Below are 17932 nucleotides of genomic sequence, written 5' to 3'. Positions count from 1 at the left end.
GGTTACGCGAGCTCCAGTTCCTTCACGAGTTGGTCCGCGTCGAGATGGAAGTCCGAGAAAGCGATGCGGCCGCCAGCGTCAATAACCGTGAACCAGGGCGTTCCCCGTGTGCGGTAGTCCTCCATGAACGTGGGAAGCGTCGCGCCGACTGGTGGCTCGTCATGACCGAAAGCGACAGGAAGCTCATACTTGAGCTGGTTCACGCGCAGCTTCTCGAAGGTGTTCTCATGCGCTCCTTCGAAAACGGTCTGGATCACTGCGAACCCCACGCCCTTGTAGCTCAATGCACCATGCAACACTCGTAGCGTCGGAAACCCATGCAGATGGCAGCCACGGCACCAGTGCTGAAATGCGAACAAGATCTTTGGGCCGGTGCCGAAATCCGCCAGTTTGAGCGGCGCGACCACGCTTCTTCCATCCTCGCCAATCCATTTTTGCACCCGCAACTCAGGCGCTTGTCGTTCGTCCACGCTCATCTGATCCTCCAACCCCGATGCAGAAGCCCGCCGGATGGTCGAGCGTCGCGACGGTATGCGAACTTCTGACCTTGATTGCACCCTGCATCCTGAAGTCTTGATCGATCATATCGACGTTTATTTCGGACTATACTTGGCCATTAAAGGTGTCGCGCGTCAGACTATGAAGGTATCCGCTGAGATTTTCCAATAGCGGCGCGACATAGTTTTTATACCTTACATCTGTCCAGCCACGGGGGCCGCGCCTACATAGCTCGGAGGCATAGCAGCTCGAGAATGGCAGTGACGGGCAGCCCACGCTTATATGCTATCCTTTGATAAGCGCGGACGATCGTAGCTGCTGCCGAATGCATGGGCTTGCCCTCATGTCGACCTCTCAGCGGTAGCGTTAGCAACGGCGATCTCGCCCCCCATCTACACCACCACTGGCAATCAACGGGGTCCGGTCGAAATCCGCCAACGGGGATACGCCTGTAATGCCACTGTGAAGGCTATCAAAACTATAGCGACAGGGTATTTGGAAATCATACTGAACTGACGCTATAGTGTACATAAAATAATCACGACTCAACGCGAGTACAACGCATTTCTATACTGATATAACATCCGGTATTCTGATTTTCAGTCAATTGGCCCGTTCGACGGATGTGCGTGCAAAGGTCTTGTACAGAATTCTGAATTGATGCCGGTTCAGGTCTGTCGTGACAAGCAAGGGGGTTTCGCTATGGTCACTAGAGGTTTCACCGGCCGCGGTTCAGGCGGCGACCAGTCCGATCGGATTCCGCCAGGTCAGCATCTCGTGGAGAATTTCCCTGTTCTGACGGCCGGGCCAACGCCGAGCGTGGAGCCCTCCGATTGGAAATTCACCGTCAAGATCGGTCCGAAGCCCGTCAAAGTGTGGAACTGGAGCGAGTTCAACGCCCTACCGAAGACCAAGATCACCCGAGACATTCACTGCGTCACGTCCTGGTCCAAGCTGGATACCGCGTGGGAGGGCGTACTCATCGAAGACATCCTTGCAGATGCAGGGCTCGATCGGCCCACCGATTTCGTCTTGGCGCACTGCTACGATAATTACTCGACAAACGTCCCGCTGGCGGATCTGCTCTCCGGGAAAGCGATGGTCGCCCTCAACTATGCGGGCAAGCCGCTTCCCCGCGATCATGGAGGGCCGGCGCGTCTTCTGGTTCCGCACCTTTACTTCTGGAAGTCCGCCAAATGGGTGAACGCGCTGCAATTCACAACGCGTGACGAGGCGGGCTTCTGGGAGCTGCGCGGCTATCACATCTACGGCGATCCGTGGCGCGAGCAACGCTACACCAATGACTGAGAACGGCGCGCAAATCGCGTGGCAGCCATGCGTAATCGACGAAATCGTCCAACAAACCCCGAGTATCAAAAGCTTCATCCTTCGGTTGAGCAAACCGTTCGCGCACATCGCAGGTCAGCACGTCGATGTCCGGCTGACCGCGCCTGACGGCTACAGTGCGATGCGTAGCTACTCGATCGCGTCGTCGGCAGTCTCGTCCCCGACCGTCGAGCTCGCTATCGAGCGCCTGCCGGATGGCGAAGTTTCGCCGTTCTTTCACGATGTCGCAGCGATCGGCGACGAAATCGAGCTTCGTGGTCCGCTCGGTGGCCATTTCCTATGGCCTGAACCTGCCATAGACCCGGTTCTGTTGATCGGGGCAGGCTCCGGCCTCGTGCCGTTGATGGCAATGATCCGGCAGCGCCGCGCACTGGCCCAGACCGTTCCGACAGCGCTGCTCCTGTCCGCACGAACCGCTGAGGACGTTCTCTTTTCAGAAGAGCTTCATTCCATCGAAATCGCCGATCCGGCGTTCGTCTTGGCGCTGGCGATCACGCGCGAGAGACCGATCCGCGCATCGGACTTTGCGCGACGAATCGACAGCTTGATGGTCCAGGAAATTCTGGCTCGGCTTCACGGAAAGCCGACACAAGTATTCGTTTGCGGGTCCAACGGTTTCGTCAACATCGCGACCGAGGGCGCGCTGCTGGCCGGCCTGGACCCCACCATTATCAAAACCGAGCGCTACGGTGGTTAGCGGCCCAAGCGACTGCGCGTTCCGCCGTCGCGGAAGTGCAGCCCAGAAATAGTTTGGAGATCATAATGAGCCGCTTTGCCGAACCCGTCTTCGTTGCAGCCGGCCTTCGGACCCCTTTCGGCCGCGGTGGAGGCGCGTTGGCGGCTTACGACGCCATCTCTCTGTCCGTGCCTGTCGTACAGGCGATGGCGACGCAGGCGGAGCCCGATCTCCTTGTCTGGGGAACCGTGATCCCGAATTTGGGCTGGAGCAATATTGCTCGCGAAACCTGGCTTGATGCCAAGCTCAATCCGACTGTTCCGGCGTTCTCCGTCGTCCTGGCATGCTCGACCAGCATGACGGCGACCTTCGCTGCGGCAGGGATGCTGGGCGGAGGAACCGACCTCACCATGGTCGGCGGGTCCGAAGTCATGAGCCGGCCGTCAATCGCCCTGACGGCCGATGCATCGAAGCGGCTCACCGACCTCTTTGCGCAGGATGCGACCGCCGCGCTTGCCGCCCTCCAGTCTCTGACTCCACGAGACTACGTGCTCCCCACAAAGGGCTGGGCCAACCGGATCACCGGAAGGACGATGGGTGATCATATGGAGGAGACCGCCCAGGCTTGGCGGGTCTCGCGCGTCGCGCAGGATGATTGGGCGCTCAAGAGCCACCAGCGGGCAGTCGCTGGTTGGGAACGTGGCTTCTTCGACGATCTCGTGATTTCGCTGCCTGAGCTGGCGCGCGATGCGAACCCGCGCGCCGATACGTCGCCCGAACGGCTGGCCGCACTCAAGCCCGCCTTCGATCGCGACAGCGGGAGGGGAACCCTGACCGCCGGTAACAGCTCACCGATTACGGATGGAGCCGCCGGGTGTTGGGTCGCTACCGAAGCCGGTGTGGCGAGACTCCCGGCGGGCACCCCCTACGCGCGGCTCGTCGACTACGAGATCTCTGCCGTCGATTTCCACATCGAGGGTCTGCTGATGGCGCCCTCCTATGGCATTCCGCGCCTGCTCGCGCGGCATAAACTCAGCTTCTCCGACATCGCGCTCTGGGAAATCCACGAAGCCTTCGCAGCCCAGGTCCTGGCGAACGTCGCGGCCATCACCGATCGGGAGTGGGTGCGCGCGACAGCCGGTGTCCAGGCGGCTATGGGCGATTTCGACTGGGACCGCGTCAATCCCAATGGAGGCTCGGTCGCCCTGGGTCATCCGTTCGGCGCTACAGGCGCGCGCGACCTCAGCCAGGCGGTGAAGGAACTTTGGGCCATGCCGCCCGGATCGCGCGCAATCGTCAGCATCTGCGCCGACGGCGGTCAAGGCACAGTCGCCCTCCTCGAACGCGGCTGACCGTAGATCAACGCCATGACAGCGATCCGCTTCCAACTGTCGGAGACGCGATATGACAACTGATGTGCTGCTGTACACCACGAACTGGTGCCCGTTCTGCCGCCGGGCGAAGACGCTCCTCAAGGAGAAGGGCGTGCAATGGAAGGAACTCGATATCGAGGCGGATCCGGTTCACCGGCAGGCCATGACGGAGGCGTCGGGTCGAAACACTGTGCCGCAGATCTTCATCAACGGCACGCATGTCGGTGGCTCCGACGAGCTTTTCGAGCTCGATGTCAGAGGCGAACTCGACAAACTCCTCGGGCGCACGCCGCGCGCCAACTGAGGGGATGCGGCCCGGGCAGACACCCCGTGACCCCGTGCCGGTTTTTGAACGGGAAAGGAGAGTCCGTTGGTCTCAGCTATCTGGAATGACGCCACCATCGCCACAAGCAACGAGACGGTCGTCGTCGAGGGAAACCACTACTTCCCACCGTCGGCGGTCGATTTTGGCCTGCTTGAGATGAGCCCGCACACGTCCGTCTGTCCGATCAAGGGCACCGCGCGCTACTTCCATGTTCGTGTGGGCGATGCGCTCAACGCGAACGCGGCCTGGACCTATCCCGATCCGACGCCGGAAGCCGAGGGCATTCGGGATCACGTCGCTTTCTGGAAGGGCGTGGACGTTGCATAGCAGACCGGTCAGGCGGCGGCTTCGCTGATGGCCCTGTGCAAGCGCCGGCATCTCAGATCGTCCGCCCATCCCGAAGCGGCTCGGCTGAAGGATACTGCCCCGGGCCGTTCGGCGCCAACAGCGTCGAATCCTTGCGGCTCTGCCGGATCAAGACGGGTGGATTGAGATGGAGCATGCCGGGTTCGATGCCGCTTTCGCCAAGCTTGCGGAGGGATACAGCGAAGGCGCCTACGAAGGCCGGCGTTTCGGCCTGACTGTCCGGCGATCCGCGGATGGGCGCCGCAACAGCCTGTTCGCCAGGGAGTTGGCCGGGACCGACATTGTCAGCTTCAACCTCTACCGCGTTGCGTCAGACAAAACCTTGCTGAAGCCGTGCGAGATGTCCGCCGAAAAGGTCGTGGCGTTCGTGCTGGATTTCCGACCGGACCCCTGACGGGCAGGTGGAGGTCCCGGCCGACCGGTCCGCCTGCGACGCCCGCCCCCTACGATTGCGCATGTCGCTCAAAGGTATCGAAACTATAGCCGCTGATCATTGGACTTCGTCTGGCGATGAATTCATCTTCTATACATCACCATCCGTGGGGGAATCGGTGCTGGCTCCCGTGTAAGCCAGATTGAGAAAGTCCAAGCGATGACGAACAACAATGCCGCCACCCTTCCGACGCCTTCTGATCTTGACGAATGCGCGGCGATGACCGTCGCCGAAGCTCTGAAGATTATTCTGGCGAACAGCTACGCGATCTACCTGAAGACAAAAAATTTCCACTGGCACGTCTCCGGACCCTACTTCAGGGACTATCACCTGCTTCTTGATGAGCAGGCCGCACAGATCCTCGCCGCCGCCGATGCGATCGCCGAGCGCGCCCGAAAGACTGGCAACACCACCATACGATCGATCGGCGATATCGCGCGCCACCAGACCATCAAGGACAATGATGCTGAGTTCGTGACGCCGCAGGACATGCTGGGCGAGCTCCGCGCCGACAATCTCCACATGGTCGAGTCGTTTCGCCGCGCAAAGGACGTCGCGGACAAGGCGAAGGATAATGCGACGTCCGGCCTGATCGATGCCTGGACGGACGAGGCTGAGCGCCGTGCGTGGTTCCTCTTCGAAATCAGCCGCTAGCGCTTCGCCGGGCAAACCTACGTCAGGAATGACGCCTGGGCGTGGAGGTGATGATGGCGAAGGCCGGCTTTGGAGGGGGGTGCCATTGGTGCACAGAAGGAGTGTTCCAGGCGTTGCGCGGCGTCGCCCAGGTCGACCAGGGCTTTGTTCAGTCGGACGCGCCGGCGGATACCTGGTCAGAAGGCGTGATCGTTACCTTCGATCCATCGGTTATTCCGTTGGCGACGCTTTCCGAGGTCCATCTCAGAACGCATTCCGCTGCCAGGGCCCGTTCACCTCGCAGCAAATACCGTAGCGCGATCTACATCTTTGAAGAGAGCCAGCGGCCTGAGGCCGAACAGGCGATCGTCCGCTTCGCCGGCGCGTCTGCCAAGGCGGTGCACACCCTGGTCCTCCCGTTTAAAGGTTTCAGAGCGTCGGACGAGCGTTACCAAAACTACTATCGAACCGACCCGAGCAGGCCCTTCTGCCGCCGCTACATCGATCCCAAGCTGGATCATATCCGACGGCACTTTTCGGAACTGGCGCTCCCTGAAGCGAACCCGACTGTCCGGCAAGTCATCGATAGCGGTGATGGCTCGTGGTTCTAATGCGGCTCCGTGCTGAAGCATTCGACGAGTTCGCGCGTAATGAGACCTTGATTGCCATGCCCCATACGGCGTTCCCCGGAATCGGCCATGTCCGCCGCAACCCTGTCGGATACGCATGGGTTGCTCTCAACTACACCAACCGCGACCCCAACTGATCATCGACAGCGCGGTGCGCCTATTCGGCCCATCTTCGGACTGACGGCCGGCAGCGTTCCGGTTAAGCGGCTCGCCGTGGAACAGCGCGGTAACGCCCGTAGCCAACCTTGATCAACAGTCCTTCCTCGCACATCCTTGTTAAGTAGCACCGAGGAATGCCGACCTCCGTCAAATCACGGGTGCGGACTTCGCCTAGCTTCTCCGCCAACATCACTGCGCGCTCTCGGAGATTCGGCATCGGCCCGCCGGCGGCGACAATCCTTTCTGCTCTCAGTCGATCACGCTTGCGCATCTTGACGGCGGGCCTTTGGATATGATTGAGGGGAATCGGCAGATCGAAGTTCGCATTTTCACCGACTCCGGCGAGCCGGGTGAGATTCGAACTTTTTGGCCGTCGGTTTACCTTGAGATTAAAGGTGGTGCGGGTGGTCGGAATCGAACCGACACTCCTCTCGGAACCGGATTTTGAATCCGGCGCGTCTACCAGTTCCACCACACCCGCACGGTGCCGAACCCCTGCGTGCAGTGCGCCTGAGGGTAGCTTGGCGCTCCTATACAGCACCTGCGGAAGAATTTCTAGACGGAAACCGAGGCCATTTTCAATCGGATTGTCAGGCCTTTAGTGGCAACTGGACGTCTCCACCCGACCGCTTCGCCGCTATCTCTTTGCACCTGTGGTGCCCCTAAGAAGTTTTTCATTATCGAGCCGTGAGCGGAGGGTCGCAATTGCGAAGCTCGTATTCGGCGTGCTCAGGCTGGGCTTTGCGCAGTGTCGGACATAGGTAACCGGCACCGCAGGAAGGCTTATCGAAATTTTACGAATGCACGGATCAGGCACCGTGCAAAGCCCATTCCGGTCTTTCCAGCACCGCTTAGCCTGAGCTGAAGATGTAGGCAAATGACGACAGCTTCACATAGGGCGTCACAAGTGTTGACATATGACACGTGAGCGATGTACACAGTTGTGACAATCATTCACGGAGGAAGTCCATGGAGCACGATCTGGTCGGCATCAACGAAATCGCGGCAATGGCGGGAGTGAGCACGCAGGCGGTCGCCAACTGGCGAGTTCGGTCATCCGATTTCCCGCAGCCGCTCAAGGAGTTGGCCTCCGGCCCCGTATTCCGGCGCACGCAGGTCCGCGCTTGGCTCAAGCGCAATAATCGCAAACTTAACGCACTCGAGGAATCGTCCTCCTACTACCCGCGTCTCAAGAGTTTCCGGAACGACGACGAGGCGCTCTCCAACTGCATAGAAGAGATCGTGGACGAGCTCGAGAGTGCATCCACCACCGGCGACAAGCCGGGCATGCTCCTAGGTAAGATCCAGTCGGGCAAAACGCGCGGCTTCGTCGGCGTCATCGCCAGGGCGTTCGACCGTGGCTTCGACATGGCCATCGTTCTGACTAAGGGTACGAAGACGCTCTCGGCCCAGACCGTTCGCCGTCTCGAAGGCGATTTCGCCGAGTTCATCGAAGACGACGAATTCCTAGTGGTCGACATCATGAACCTGCCGGGCACATTGCGTCGCAGCGAACTTCGCCGGAAAGTGGTCATTGTCGCCAAAAAGCAGGCTCGCAATCTCGATAAGCTGATCGAATTCATCGAGAAGCATGAGGACCTGCAGAACCGGAAGGTCCTGCTCGTAGACGACGAGGCCGACCTCGCCAGCGTTCGTTTCGTACGCAAGGCCGGCGATCCCGCGATCAACCAGGGCACCATCGCCGATCAGATTGATCAGCTCCGCGAAATGACCACGGGCATCGCTTTTCTCCAAGTCACCGCTACGCCCTACTCGCTGTACCTCCAGCCCGAGGATTACGACGAGGCGAACACGAACTACGTCTTTAAGCCCAAGCGTCCGGCCTTCACCAAGCTGTTGCCGATCCACTCCGGCTACGTCGGCGGCGACGACTATTTCGGACCCTTCGAGGAAGACGATCCCCGCTGCAAGCTGATAGTCGAAGTGGCCGAGCAGGAGCAGGACGCCCTGCGCCGTCCGGACAAGCGCCGCATCAGCTCGAACAACGTGCTCGAGACCGACAACGTCTCCGGCCTGCGCCGCGCCATCATCACCTTCGTAGTGGCCGTCGGCGTGCGCCGCTGGCAGCAGCGTGAAGGCGGCGAGCGCGCGAAAAAGTACGCGATGGTGATCCACAACGACATTGCACGGGCAGCCCACGCTTGGCAGGACCAAGTGATCGACTGGATCTTCCAAGCAATCGTCGATGCTGCCGAGAACGACCCGACGCAACTGCGTCCGCTGTTTGACGCGGCCTACGCCGACCTCGAGGCATCGGTGCTGGCCGACAAGGGTAAGATGCCGCCGCGCGACGACGCCTTCGATGCCTTCATCGACGCCCTGCAGAGCGACGACGTGGCGGTCGAAAAGGTGAACTCGGACACAGACGTTATGGCTCTGCTCGACGCCAATGCCGAGCTGAAGCTCCGCACGCCCTACAACATCTGGGTAGGCGGTAACATCCTCGACCGTGGCATTACGATCCCAAACCTCATCTCATTCTACTACGGGCGCAACCCCAAGACGATGCAGGCAGACACGGTGCTGCAGCACTCGCGCATGTACGGCAATCGCGAACGTCGCGACCTGGCGGTGACCCGGTTCTACACGTCACGGGCAGTCTATGACCGGCTGTACACGATCAATGCCCTTGAGGGTTCGCTCCGAAACGCCTTCGAGACGGGCGCGCATGATGCCGGCGTGGTGTTTATCCAGTCCGATGGCGCCCGACGCGTGCGCCCCTGCGCGCCTAACAAGGTCCTACTGAGCGCCGTCGTTGCGGTCTCGCCGAACGACATGCTGCTGCCCAGTGACTTCCAGACCAAGGGCGGTACGACGATGGCGAAGATTCAAGCCGAACTGGATCGCCTGATCAGGCCGGAATGGCGCGACAAGGAGGATTTCGTGGCCGTCGATCGCAAGACTGCCATCTCTATCATCGATACCATCGAGAAGAGCATGGAGTTCGACACGGTCGAGTTCGAGTGGGCTGCCATGCGCGGCTTGATCGACTATTATGCCGACGTGGCGCAGGGCGGGAACGGCAAAATCCTGATCTACGCCGAGACTGGCAGAAAGCTGTCGCGGGCGGGATCGGGTGACAAATCCGGCCGCTCGATCCTCGGCACATCCCTTCGCAGGAAGGTTCTGGGTGAGCCTCGCTCTAAGCCGGCGCTTATCTTGCTCCAGCAGGAAGGCGGCCGGGAGCTGGGCTGGACCGCGCATAAGTTCTGGTGGCCGCTCTTCGCTGCTCCGACCGATGCCGAGCCCTGCGTTTTCGCGACGAAAGTTGCTACTTGAGTTCAGCCGGGATTGGCGCTCCGGTGCCCTGCCCAAGAGACGACTTCATCACTGCCCTATCGCGCCACGCCATTCTTGCAGTCTGCATACTGATACCAACGTCACCTTCCAGCGGGCCACCCGGGGATGACCTCTTCGGGTTGAAGGCTGCGTGAGACCAACAAGCTCCGATTACACCTGCTATGCTTGGATTCAAAGTTTAAGGGGGCTAGCCGATGAGACAAATCCCAGACTACGGCGACGACAGAAATAAGGGATATTGCGTGCATTGCGGTAGCGGTGCCGACGAAAGCCGGGATCATGTTCCCTCGAAAGTCTTCCTCGACGAACCGCTTCCCGATAATGTAGCGGTCGCGTCCTCATGCCGTGAATGCAATCATGGATTCTCCCTCGATGAGCAGTACATGGCCTGCTTGCTGGAATGCGTGATGGTGGGGCTCGTCGATCCTGACCAGATCGAACGGTCGAAGATCTCGCAAACGCTTAGAAACGATGCGAAGCTCGCGGCAACTTTGGCAAGCACGCGGCAGGATAAGGACGGTCGCATCGTTTGGGATGCCGATATGAACCGTATCAAGCGTGTGGTGATCAAGCACGCCCGCTGCCATATGGCGTATGAACTGAACGAGCCCCAGATCGATGAACCCGAATTCGTTTCGATCAAGCCCCTGGAGCTTATGTCGGCAGACGAACGCAGACTTTTCGAACAAGACGAACAAGCGTTCGACTTGTGGCCAGAGGTGGGAAGTAGAGCGCTGAACCGGTTGTTAATCGCCGGCCCGGACGTCTTCTCCGAAGGCTGGCTGGTCGTCCAGGAAGGCAGATATCGTTACCGGGTGACGCAGCACGATGGTAATCGCGTCAGAATGGTGTTCCGCGACTATCTGGGTTGTGAGGTGGCCTGGTAGAAAGAAAACTCTCGAGGCACTCCATGAGCCGCTCGCGGTCTCTCGCTTTGGTTTCGCATTCCCAGATGATCAGCACCTGCCACCCGGCCTTTTGCAGCGCCCGGAAATTGCGCTGATCGCGCTCAACATTGCAGTTAATCTTGGCTTTCCAATACTCCGAGTTTGCCTTCGGTTGTCTTGCACCCCGGGCGCAGTCGTGGCCATGCCAGAAACATCCGTTGACGAGCACAATCTTGCGCGGACCGGGAAACACCAAGTCTGGATTGCCCGGCAAGTCCCTGCGATGTAACCGGTACCGGTAGCCCAGCCCATGTACCAGCCGACGCACGACCATTTCAGGCGCCGTGTCCTTCGACTTAACCGCCCTCATTACCGCGCTGCGCTGGGGATCAGTCGTTTTCGCCTTCGTCACCATTCTCTGTCTCGACAGACGCGGCACCGCCTAGGGCCAGGTAGCGACGTTCCGCAAGCCACTGCAGGCGTTTCGCCTGCGTCAACAGAACCCGACGTAGGCCGCCCTGAACCTTACGTTCGGATATCACCTGCGCTAGGCGCGAGATGATTAGGCTGCGGCGGGCAATCCGGAAATCGGGATGGCTCCTGATATTAGCGACCTCATCTGAAACGACGCGCAACTTGAAAGAAGGCGGAATCTCAATCGACACGGTCGGTACAGGCGGGTCCTTTTCGTTGAGGATCGCCTTAAACTGGCTACCTGCGATCGCCTTGCCGAAAACAGCATACTCCAGTGCATTTAGATGCGCCCGCGCTGCTGCCCGGTCTGTGGTGCTATTAATGTCCTGAAACTGTGGGAGGGGGAATACCTCAATTTCATAGACCTCGAACGGGTCGAGGACGGACATAGCCACCGCATCGGTCCGCTGGTTGGTAAGGTGACGGCGGATGCGGGTGCGGAGCATCTCGTTGGTCTGCCCGACATAGATGGGCTCACCGTCATAATCGTAGAAGATGTAAACGCCCCACCTGAAATTGCCGATGCGACGCTTCCCGCCTGTGATGGCGTCGTCAAATTCGCTGTCAAGGAAGGTGACTAGGTTACGGCGAAGGTCCTCGGTCTCGAATGGTGGGATATTGATATTGTCCGGTTTCTTCTCCGCCGCCATTCAGCCCCTCCGGATTGGAGTCATCTCCGATTCGACCTGGACTATACCTGCACGGGTCACGGTAGTCTTCCGCCAGGTTTCGGAACCGGTGAGCTGAATTTCGAAATCCACGAAGTTGACCTCGTCGTCCCGGCCGCCAAAGCAGGTGTGGAAAGCCTGCAGCAGCGTGACGTCGGCGAGCTGCTGCGCGATGGCCTTCGTTACGGCACCAGCTGGCACGATAGCGGGGAACATGTAGACGCACGGTGGCGGAACGCGGAAAGGACCGAGGTCGGTGAGCCTGGGTTCATCCGCCCCCATGATCTTTGGGCACGGCCGGCCAACGGTACCGCACACCATGTCCCATATGATCACACCATCGACTTGCTGGTCGCGTGCGATCATTTCGGCCGACAGCCGGGTGTGGATACCAGACCACGCATTGCGCCGAGGATCGCCGGCAGCATTAGTCATAATGCTCCAGATGATGAACTCGTCCGCAGAGCCAGGGCGTTCGAATAGAGTGACGTTGTTCCCATCCATGCCGCCTGTAAGGGCGATCACTGCGTTGCGGCCATGCGTTAAGCGGACCCAATAGTCACTGCGCTCGGCTGCCTCGCTGAGATCCCAACCCTCGATCAGACCAGAGTCCTCCATGTGGTTGAGAACATGCTGCACGAACTCCCGCTTCGGCCGCATAGTCGCCGAGTACTGCCCTCGAATACGCTCAATCGCACCCCGGAACAGGCCGGAATTGCAGAACTCCTTTTCGTCGAGCCCATGCTCGCCAAGCAGATGAGCTTGGGTCTTGAGGACCTCTGCGAATTTCTCTATCTGGTCGCGTAGGCCAGCGTTCTGCTCACAGGGAATGACGCTCATGCAGCAGCAGCATCCTGGGCCTTTTGGCGCTTGAGGAGGGGCTCGATCAAGTGATGGGCTAGATGCCTCACGACGGGCACAGCGACGCCATCGCCAGTAAGGTGGTAGGCCTCGTTGTAGTTCTTCGGAAGCACGTACTCTTCATCGAGCCCCATAAGGCGTGCGGTCTCGCGGGAAGAAATGAGGCGCGAGCGAATGCGATTGCCGTCGACCACAACGATAACCTGCCGCGACGAGCCGCCGGCAGGCGTGCGAAGGCAACCTGCTAAATCATCGAAGCGCACTTCAGCGCGCTGGTGCTTTATGCCATTTTCGATGCGCGTTCGCTTATACACGGCACCGACCATGCGACGTCCGGCGCGTTTGGCAGCCTCGACCTTCGCCAGGTTGATAGGCGACATCTGAGCGAGTAGCTTCGTGGTCTCCGCAGCAGTATGCCACTTTACGCTCTTTGGCTCTTCCTCAATAAGATCTGCAAAAACGGTGTTGCGATGCCGCGGCGTGGGCATGTTCCACCACAACCACTTCCCTTTAGCATCGTCATTTATCCGTTCGTAGGCCGCCTGCAGGCCGCGGGTGTGGAAAGGCTCGATCGGACCGGGGGAAACCATGGCGTCCTCGACTTCAACATCGTCACGGACACCAACAACAAACAGACGCGGACGCGAATGCGGCACGAACAGAGCGGCGTCGATCACCAGTGCGCCGTATCGATAGCCGTTCTCAGCGAAGGTCTGGCATATTGCCTCGAAATCCTTGCCGCTGTGGCTAGTTAATGTGCCGGTGACGTTCTCAAGCGCGACCACTCGCGGGGCACGACCCTCAGCGATTAGAAGCTTCACAATGTCCCAGAACGGGTAGAAGGTGCCGGAGCGCTCGCCCCGAAGACCAGCGCCGCCGCCAGCTAGTGACAAATCTTGGCACGGGAAGGATGCCCAGGCGAGATCAGCGATGCCCGGCAGCTCGCTTATCTCGACCGTACGGATGTCGCCCACCTTGAGGACCGTCTGACCGTCCTTGTCCCAGTTGGACTGATATGCCGCGCCCTTTTTAAAATCGAAGTCATTCGAAAAAACGCACTTCCAGTCGCCGCCGAGACCGGCGCGGGCCATTCCTCCACCGGCAAAAAATTCGTAGAAAGTAGGCTTGGTGGTGTCCGTCATTTGGCCCTCAGCATCCATCAGCATACCCGACAGTCGTTTACGGTTCGTTCTCACTCTAGCATTGTTCACGTGAATTCATAGAGGAGACGGAAAGTCTTCGCACCGCAATGTTCGTCGCAGGCTTTCATAAGCGCACGAAGGAACCGTGGCCGGAGAGGGCCGAAGGTATGAGAATGTCCCCACCCTTTTGCCGCCGATTACAGCCGGCGCTCCCTGCACCTATACTGCACCTAGCGCCAATCTCGACCTGCGGCGGCTTGAAATCCTATCTTGGCAACTAGTTGATCTTATTACAGTTTCGCATCACCGCAAAACCTGTGGATATGGTAGACAAACCACTTTTTGAAGGGAGTCGCGTCTTCCCCCCCCCGCCTGCAACCGCCCCGCAGTGACCTCGAAAAACGCCTCATTCGTCGACGTAGCGACACCTATGCCGCACCTGACCGCTGCCGCGGTCACCTGGCAGAGAGCGCAACCCCGCCGATGTGGCGTCGCCTGTATCCATTTTCCCGACACTCACCTGAAAGCGCTTTTGCGGAAGAAAATTGCACAGCATTGATGTCGGTGCAGAAGCGTGAGCGCCCGGGCCTGGGTGATGAAAGTGGTGATCCGGAGGGACGGCCTTCGGCCTCATCGCCTACACGCGATCGTCAACCTAGAATCGGCGACACGACCTCAGTCGTTGCGGCGGACGGAGGCAGAAATGGCAGAAAGCAAATTCCTTACTCCGGAAGAGGTGGCGGAGCGCTACCGCGGTGGCATCTCCGTTGGGACCCTCCGAAATTGGCGCGCCATGCGTCATGGTCCTTCGTTCGTCAAAGTTGGCAAGGCGGTGCTCTATCCAGTTGACGAGCTTGATGAGTGGGACGAAAAGAATAAAGTGCAGTGCCGTGCATCCAAACGACTTGTCGAACACACGGGTGATCAGGCGTGATTATCACGGTCGGGCACGAACAACCGATCCCAATGCGCGGCACCATCATCTCCAAACTTCCAGAATAATACTGCAAAATCAGCAGGTTGGAAATCTCGTTGGCGTGGTCCACAACCACCCCTCCGGGGACCCGACCCCGTCGCGCGCCGACATCGACATGACGCGCAAGATCATCGACGTGGCCAAGCCGCTGGGCATCGAGGTGCACGACCACATCATCGTCGGCAAGGACGGGCACGCCAGCCTGAAGGGGCTCAGGCTGATCTGATGGCGCCGGCTGGCCCTCAATGGCCGGAGAAGGACACCAGGGTGCGCACCGACACACCCGCGCGCCGCAGCTTGTCCGCGCCACCGAGATCCGGCAGGTCGACGATGAAGCAGGCCGCTTCCACCATGGCACCGCAGGTCTGAAGCAGCTTCACCGCGCCGGTGGCGGTGCCGCCGGTGGCGACGAGATCGTCAACCAGCAGCACGCGCTCGCCGGGCATCACGGCATCCACATGCATCTCGATCTCGTCCTCGCCATATTCGAGGGCGTAGGCCATGCGGACGGTCTGGTGGGGCAACTTGCCCTTCTTGCGGATCGGGACGAAGCCTGCCGAGAGCTGGTGCGCCACCGCCCCGCCGAGGATGAAGCCCCGCGCCTCGATGCCGGCCACCTTGTCGATCTTGGCACCCGCCCAGGGCTGCACCAGTTCGTCCACCGCCCGGCGGAAGGCGCGGGCGTCGCCGAGCAGGGTGGTGATGTCGCGGAACAGGATGCCCGGCTTGGGATAGTCCGGGATGGTGCGGATGCTGGCGGCAAAATCGTCAGGTGACATCGAGCGCTCCGGGAATGGCTACGCTTCCTTAGGGCCGGACACGCCGAAGGAAAAGCACGTTGACGCGCCACCGCCTCACGAACGGGCGAGACGCACAACCGATGTCGCTTCGCGCAGCGCTCACGCCTGCGCCGGCCTCGCGATCCCGGGCGGGGCCGTGGGGCTTTCCGGCGGAGCCCGCAAACGAAAAAGGGCCCCGAAGGGCCCTTGATCGTCGGGGACGAAACTTGGCTCAGTGCGCCACGTTCTGCCACACCTTCTTCTTGGTGAAGTAGAGCAGGCCGGACAGGACGATGAGGAAGATCATCGCCTGGAAGCCGATGCGCTTGCGCTCCTCGAGCTTCGGCTCCGCCACCCACATCATGAAGGCGGCGACGTCGCTCGCATACTGGTCCACCGTCTGCGGGGCGCCATCCGGGTATTCCACCTGGCCGTCGCTGATCGGCTTGGGCATGGCGATCTGGTTGCCCGGGAAATACTTGTTGTAGTTCAGGCCCGGCTGGAGATGCACACCGGCGGGCGCATCCTCATAACCGGTGAGCAACGCGTGGATATAGTCCACGCCATGCTCCTGATACTGGATGAAGGCGTCGGTGATGAAGCCGGGGAAGCCCACGTGGTAGGAGCGGGCCTTGGCCAGAACCGAGAAGTCCGGCGGCAGCGCACCACCATTGGCGGCGCGGGCGGCGTTGTCGTTCGGGAAAGGCGCCGGCCAGTGGTCCGACAGGCGCCCGGGACGCTGGAACATGTCGCCGGCGTCGTTCGGACCGTCGGTGATCTGGTACTCGCCAGCCACCTGCTTGGCCTGGGCCTCGGTGAAGCCGGGGCCGCCCGGCTGGGCCAGGTTGCGGAAGTACAGGTAGTTCGCCGAGTGGCAGGCGCTGCACACTTCCTTGAACACCTTGAAGCCGCGCTGGAGCTGGCCACGGTCGTAGGTGCCGAAGGGGCCCGCGAACGACCAGGACAGGCGAGGCGGGCGGCCGTCGTGACCGCCGCCGCCTTCCGACGCCAGCGCGCCGGCCGTGCCCGAGGCCAGGAGGAGCGCCGCCGCGACGGCACCGAAGAGACTGCTACGAATGGTCATTGCTGTTCTCTCCGCGCCGGCTCACTTGGTCTCGGGGCCGGCCGCACCGGCGACCACCACCGCTCCACCCTTGCTCTTGGCAAGGACGGCGTCCGCGATGGAGGCCGGCACAGGCTTCGGACGTTCGAACAGGCCGAGCAGCGGCAGGATGACGAGGAAGTGGGCAAAGTAATAGACGGTGAAGATGCGCGAGGCGATGACGTAGCCGCCCTCGGCCGGCTGCGAGCCGAGATAGCCGAGACCGACGGACACCGCCGCGAACACCCAGAAGAACTGCCGGAACAGCGGGCGATACTTGGCCGAGCGCACCTTGGAGGTGTCGAGCCAGGGCAGGAACGCCAGCACTGCGATGGCCGCGAACATGGCCAGCACGCCGCCCAGCTTGTCCGGCACCGAGCGCAGGATCGCGTAGAACGGCAGGTAATACCATTCGGGCACGATGTGGGCCGGGGTCGAGAGCGGGTTGGCCGGGATGTAGTTATCCGAGTGGCCGAGATAGTTCGGGATGTAGAAGATGAACCAGGAGAAGAAAATCAGGAACACCACCATCGCGAAGGTGTCCTTGATCGTGGCGTAGGGGGTGAAGGGCACCGAATCCTTGGCCACGTTCTTGATGTCGACGCCGTCCGGGTTGTTCTGGCCCACATGGTGGAGCGCCCAGATGTGCAGGCCAACCACGCCGGCGATCATGAACGGCAGCAGGTAGTGGAGCGAGAAGAAGCGGTTCAGCGTGGGCGCGCCCACCGAATAGCCGCCCCAGAGCCACTGCACGATGGTCTCACCCACCAGCGGGATGGCCGAGAACAGGTTGGTGATCACGGTGGCGCCCCAGAAGGACATCTGGCCCCAGGGCAGCACGTAGCCCATGAAGCCGGTGGCCATCATGAGCAGGTAGATGATCACGCCGAGGATCCACAGCACTTCGCGGGGGGCCTTGTAGGACCCGTAATACATGCCGCGGAACATGTGGATGTACACCGCCATGAAGAACATGGAGGCGCCGTTGGCGTGGATGTAGCGGATCAGCCAGCCGTAGCTCACGTCGCGCATGATGTGCTCGACGCGCTCGAAAGCCACCGGCGCATACGCCACATAGTGCATGGCGAGCACCACGCCGGAGATGATCTGGCAGACCAGCATCAAGCTCAGGATGGCACCGAAGGTCCACATGTAATTGAGATTCTTCGGCACCGGATAGGCGATGGCCGAGGAATGAATCAGCCCGACGATCGGCAAGCGGCTTTCGAACCACTGCGCGACCTTCCCCTTGGGCTGGTAGGTGGAATGTCCTTCCATGGGTC

General features: G+C 60.5%; 19 protein-coding genes, 1 tRNA gene and 1 pseudogene. 12 read left to right on the top strand and 9 right to left on the bottom strand.

The annotated features are described in order from the left end of the window. Positions 1–2: 2 nt before the first annotated feature. Positions 3–476: a TlpA family protein disulfide reductase gene (locus tag V5F66_RS07855; protein WP_092161048.1), complete on the bottom strand. Its 474-nt coding sequence runs from the start codon at positions 474–476 to the stop codon at positions 3–5. A 724-nt stretch (positions 477–1200) separates the two neighbouring features. On the opposite strand from V5F66_RS07855, the gene V5F66_RS07850 reads away from it, so the two are divergent. The 8 genes from V5F66_RS07850 to V5F66_RS07815 all read left to right on the top strand — a co-directional run bounded on the left by V5F66_RS07850 (position 1201) and on the right by V5F66_RS07815 (position 6262). Beyond that, positions 1201–1806, top strand: a complete 606-nt coding sequence (locus V5F66_RS07850; RefSeq protein ID WP_092161050.1) for a sulfite oxidase-like oxidoreductase — start codon at positions 1201–1203, stop codon at positions 1804–1806. Continuing rightward, complete coding sequence (locus V5F66_RS07845; protein WP_092161052.1) at positions 1799–2542, top strand: ferredoxin reductase; 744 nt, start codon at positions 1799–1801, stop codon at positions 2540–2542. The genes V5F66_RS07850 and V5F66_RS07845 overlap by 8 nt, the downstream gene beginning before the upstream one ends. Before the next feature lie 65 nt (positions 2543–2607). Further along, on the top strand, positions 2608–3873 hold the full coding sequence (locus tag V5F66_RS07840) for a thiolase family protein (RefSeq protein ID WP_092161054.1): 1266 nt from the start codon (positions 2608–2610) through the stop codon (positions 3871–3873). Positions 3874–3925: 52 nt separating this feature from the next. Further along, a complete protein-coding gene (gene grxC / locus V5F66_RS07835; protein WP_092161056.1) occupies positions 3926–4198 on the top strand; it encodes a glutaredoxin 3 in 273 nt (90 codons plus the stop codon). Positions 4199–4264: 66 nt separating this feature from the next. Continuing rightward, entirely contained in the window at positions 4265–4546 is a 282-nt protein-coding gene (locus V5F66_RS07830; protein ID WP_052818854.1) for a DUF427 domain-containing protein, read from the top strand. 166 nt (positions 4547–4712) lie between these two features. Further along, a complete protein-coding gene (locus V5F66_RS07825; RefSeq protein WP_092161058.1) occupies positions 4713–4979 on the top strand; it encodes a hypothetical protein in 267 nt (88 codons plus the stop codon). A 198-nt stretch (positions 4980–5177) separates the two neighbouring features. After that, positions 5178–5672 (top strand): Dps family protein, encoded by a 495-nt coding sequence (locus tag V5F66_RS07820; protein ID WP_092161060.1) that lies wholly within the window; start codon positions 5178–5180, stop codon positions 5670–5672. A gap of 53 nt (positions 5673–5725) precedes the next feature. Then, entirely contained in the window at positions 5726–6262 is a 537-nt protein-coding gene (locus V5F66_RS07815) for a peptide-methionine (S)-S-oxide reductase (RefSeq protein ID WP_244543488.1), read from the top strand. 573 nt (positions 6263–6835) lie between these two features. On the opposite strand, the gene V5F66_RS07810 is transcribed toward V5F66_RS07815, so the two are convergent. Then, positions 6836–6920, bottom strand: a tRNA-Leu gene (locus V5F66_RS07810). Between the two features lie 488 nt (positions 6921–7408). On the opposite strand from V5F66_RS07810, the gene V5F66_RS07805 reads away from it, so the two are divergent. Together V5F66_RS07805 and V5F66_RS07800 are read left to right on the top strand one after the other, a co-directional pair. After that, positions 7409–9739 (top strand): Z1 domain-containing protein, encoded by a 2331-nt coding sequence (locus tag V5F66_RS07805; RefSeq protein ID WP_394093608.1) that lies wholly within the window; start codon positions 7409–7411, stop codon positions 9737–9739. Positions 9740–9954: 215 nt separating this feature from the next. Beyond that, positions 9955–10647 (top strand): hypothetical protein, encoded by a 693-nt coding sequence (locus V5F66_RS07800; protein WP_394093607.1) that lies wholly within the window; start codon positions 9955–9957, stop codon positions 10645–10647. On the opposite strand, the gene V5F66_RS07795 is transcribed toward V5F66_RS07800, so the two are convergent. The 4 genes from V5F66_RS07795 to V5F66_RS07780 are packed head-to-tail and all read right to left on the bottom strand — an operon-like array spanning position 10601 to position 13792. After that, entirely contained in the window at positions 10601–11017 is a 417-nt protein-coding gene (locus V5F66_RS07795) for a very short patch repair endonuclease (RefSeq protein WP_394093748.1), read from the bottom strand. The two genes, V5F66_RS07800 and V5F66_RS07795, sit on opposite strands and share 47 nt — an antisense overlap. A 19-nt stretch (positions 11018–11036) precedes the next feature. Further along, complete coding sequence (locus tag V5F66_RS07790; RefSeq protein ID WP_394093606.1) at positions 11037–11771, bottom strand: GIY-YIG nuclease family protein; 735 nt, start codon at positions 11769–11771, stop codon at positions 11037–11039. Continuing rightward, on the bottom strand, positions 11772–12629 hold the full coding sequence (locus tag V5F66_RS07785; RefSeq protein WP_394093605.1) for a hypothetical protein: 858 nt from the start codon (positions 12627–12629) through the stop codon (positions 11772–11774). It lies immediately after the preceding gene. Then, positions 12626–13792: a DNA cytosine methyltransferase gene (locus tag V5F66_RS07780; protein WP_394093604.1), complete on the bottom strand. Its 1167-nt coding sequence runs from the start codon at positions 13790–13792 to the stop codon at positions 12626–12628. The genes V5F66_RS07785 and V5F66_RS07780 overlap by 4 nt, the downstream gene beginning before the upstream one ends. Positions 13793–14495: 703 nt before the next feature. Here V5F66_RS07780 and V5F66_RS07775 point away from each other — a divergent pair. Beyond that, a complete protein-coding gene (locus tag V5F66_RS07775; RefSeq protein WP_092161062.1) occupies positions 14496–14726 on the top strand; it encodes a helix-turn-helix transcriptional regulator in 231 nt (76 codons plus the stop codon). A 103-nt stretch (positions 14727–14829) separates the two neighbouring features. Next, positions 14830–14994: pseudogene (locus V5F66_RS07770) on the top strand (JAB domain-containing protein); the annotation flags it as partial. A gap of 16 nt (positions 14995–15010) precedes the next feature. Here the strand turns inward: V5F66_RS07770 and V5F66_RS07765 are convergent. The 3 genes from V5F66_RS07765 to V5F66_RS07755 form a co-directional block, all read right to left on the bottom strand. Next, positions 15011–15547, bottom strand: a complete 537-nt coding sequence (locus V5F66_RS07765; protein WP_394093603.1) for an adenine phosphoribosyltransferase — start codon at positions 15545–15547, stop codon at positions 15011–15013. Between the two features lie 232 nt (positions 15548–15779). Further along, positions 15780–16631, bottom strand: a complete 852-nt coding sequence (locus V5F66_RS07760) for a cytochrome c1 (RefSeq protein ID WP_041575651.1) — start codon at positions 16629–16631, stop codon at positions 15780–15782. A gap of 21 nt (positions 16632–16652) precedes the next feature. Then, a complete protein-coding gene (locus V5F66_RS07755; protein WP_012114944.1) occupies positions 16653–17927 on the bottom strand; it encodes a cytochrome b in 1275 nt (424 codons plus the stop codon). Between the last annotated feature and the right edge of the window lie 5 nt (positions 17928–17932).

Origin of the sequence: Xanthobacter versatilis, from assembly GCF_043193975.1 — a bacterium.
GTDB classification, from domain to species: Bacteria; Pseudomonadota; Alphaproteobacteria; order Rhizobiales; family Xanthobacteraceae; genus Xanthobacter; species Xanthobacter autotrophicus_E.
The sequence above is the reverse complement of the archived record's forward strand: the minus strand, read 5'-3'. Positions and strand labels throughout refer to the sequence as shown.

What these genes read in the sequence shown, in the direction of transcription:
- V5F66_RS07840 (WP_092161054.1), top strand. Translation starts at nt 2,608, where the DNA reads ATGAGCCGCTTTGCCGAACCCGTCTTCGTTGCAGCCGGCCTTCGGACC.
- V5F66_RS07765 (WP_394093603.1), bottom strand. Translation starts at nt 15,547, where the DNA reads ATGTCACCTGACGATTTTGCCGCCAGCATCCGCACCATCCCGGACTAT.
- V5F66_RS07825 (WP_092161058.1), top strand. Translation starts at nt 4,713, where the DNA reads ATGGAGCATGCCGGGTTCGATGCCGCTTTCGCCAAGCTTGCGGAGGGA.
- V5F66_RS07755 (WP_012114944.1), bottom strand. Translation starts at nt 17,927, where the DNA reads ATGGAAGGACATTCCACCTACCAGCCCAAGGGGAAGGTCGCGCAGTGG.
- V5F66_RS07845 (WP_092161052.1), top strand. Translation starts at nt 1,799, where the DNA reads ATGACTGAGAACGGCGCGCAAATCGCGTGGCAGCCATGCGTAATCGAC.
- V5F66_RS07800 (WP_394093607.1), top strand. Translation starts at nt 9,955, where the DNA reads ATGAGACAAATCCCAGACTACGGCGACGACAGAAATAAGGGATATTGC.
- grxC (WP_092161056.1), top strand. Translation starts at nt 3,926, where the DNA reads ATGACAACTGATGTGCTGCTGTACACCACGAACTGGTGCCCGTTCTGC.
- V5F66_RS07855 (WP_092161048.1), bottom strand. Translation starts at nt 476, where the DNA reads ATGAGCGTGGACGAACGACAAGCGCCTGAGTTGCGGGTGCAAAAATGG.
- V5F66_RS07815 (WP_244543488.1), top strand. Translation starts at nt 5,726, where the DNA reads ATGGCGAAGGCCGGCTTTGGAGGGGGGTGCCATTGGTGCACAGAAGGA.
- V5F66_RS07795 (WP_394093748.1), bottom strand. Translation starts at nt 11,017, where the DNA reads ATGAGGGCGGTTAAGTCGAAGGACACGGCGCCTGAAATGGTCGTGCGT.
- V5F66_RS07785 (WP_394093605.1), bottom strand. Translation starts at nt 12,629, where the DNA reads ATGAGCGTCATTCCCTGTGAGCAGAACGCTGGCCTACGCGACCAGATA.
- V5F66_RS07805 (WP_394093608.1), top strand. Translation starts at nt 7,409, where the DNA reads ATGGAGCACGATCTGGTCGGCATCAACGAAATCGCGGCAATGGCGGGA.
- V5F66_RS07780 (WP_394093604.1), bottom strand. Translation starts at nt 13,792, where the DNA reads ATGACGGACACCACCAAGCCTACTTTCTACGAATTTTTTGCCGGTGGA.
- V5F66_RS07850 (WP_092161050.1), top strand. Translation starts at nt 1,201, where the DNA reads ATGGTCACTAGAGGTTTCACCGGCCGCGGTTCAGGCGGCGACCAGTCC.
- V5F66_RS07760 (WP_041575651.1), bottom strand. Translation starts at nt 16,631, where the DNA reads ATGACCATTCGTAGCAGTCTCTTCGGTGCCGTCGCGGCGGCGCTCCTC.
- V5F66_RS07790 (WP_394093606.1), bottom strand. Translation starts at nt 11,771, where the DNA reads ATGGCGGCGGAGAAGAAACCGGACAATATCAATATCCCACCATTCGAG.
- V5F66_RS07820 (WP_092161060.1), top strand. Translation starts at nt 5,178, where the DNA reads ATGACGAACAACAATGCCGCCACCCTTCCGACGCCTTCTGATCTTGAC.
- V5F66_RS07775 (WP_092161062.1), top strand. Translation starts at nt 14,496, where the DNA reads ATGGCAGAAAGCAAATTCCTTACTCCGGAAGAGGTGGCGGAGCGCTAC.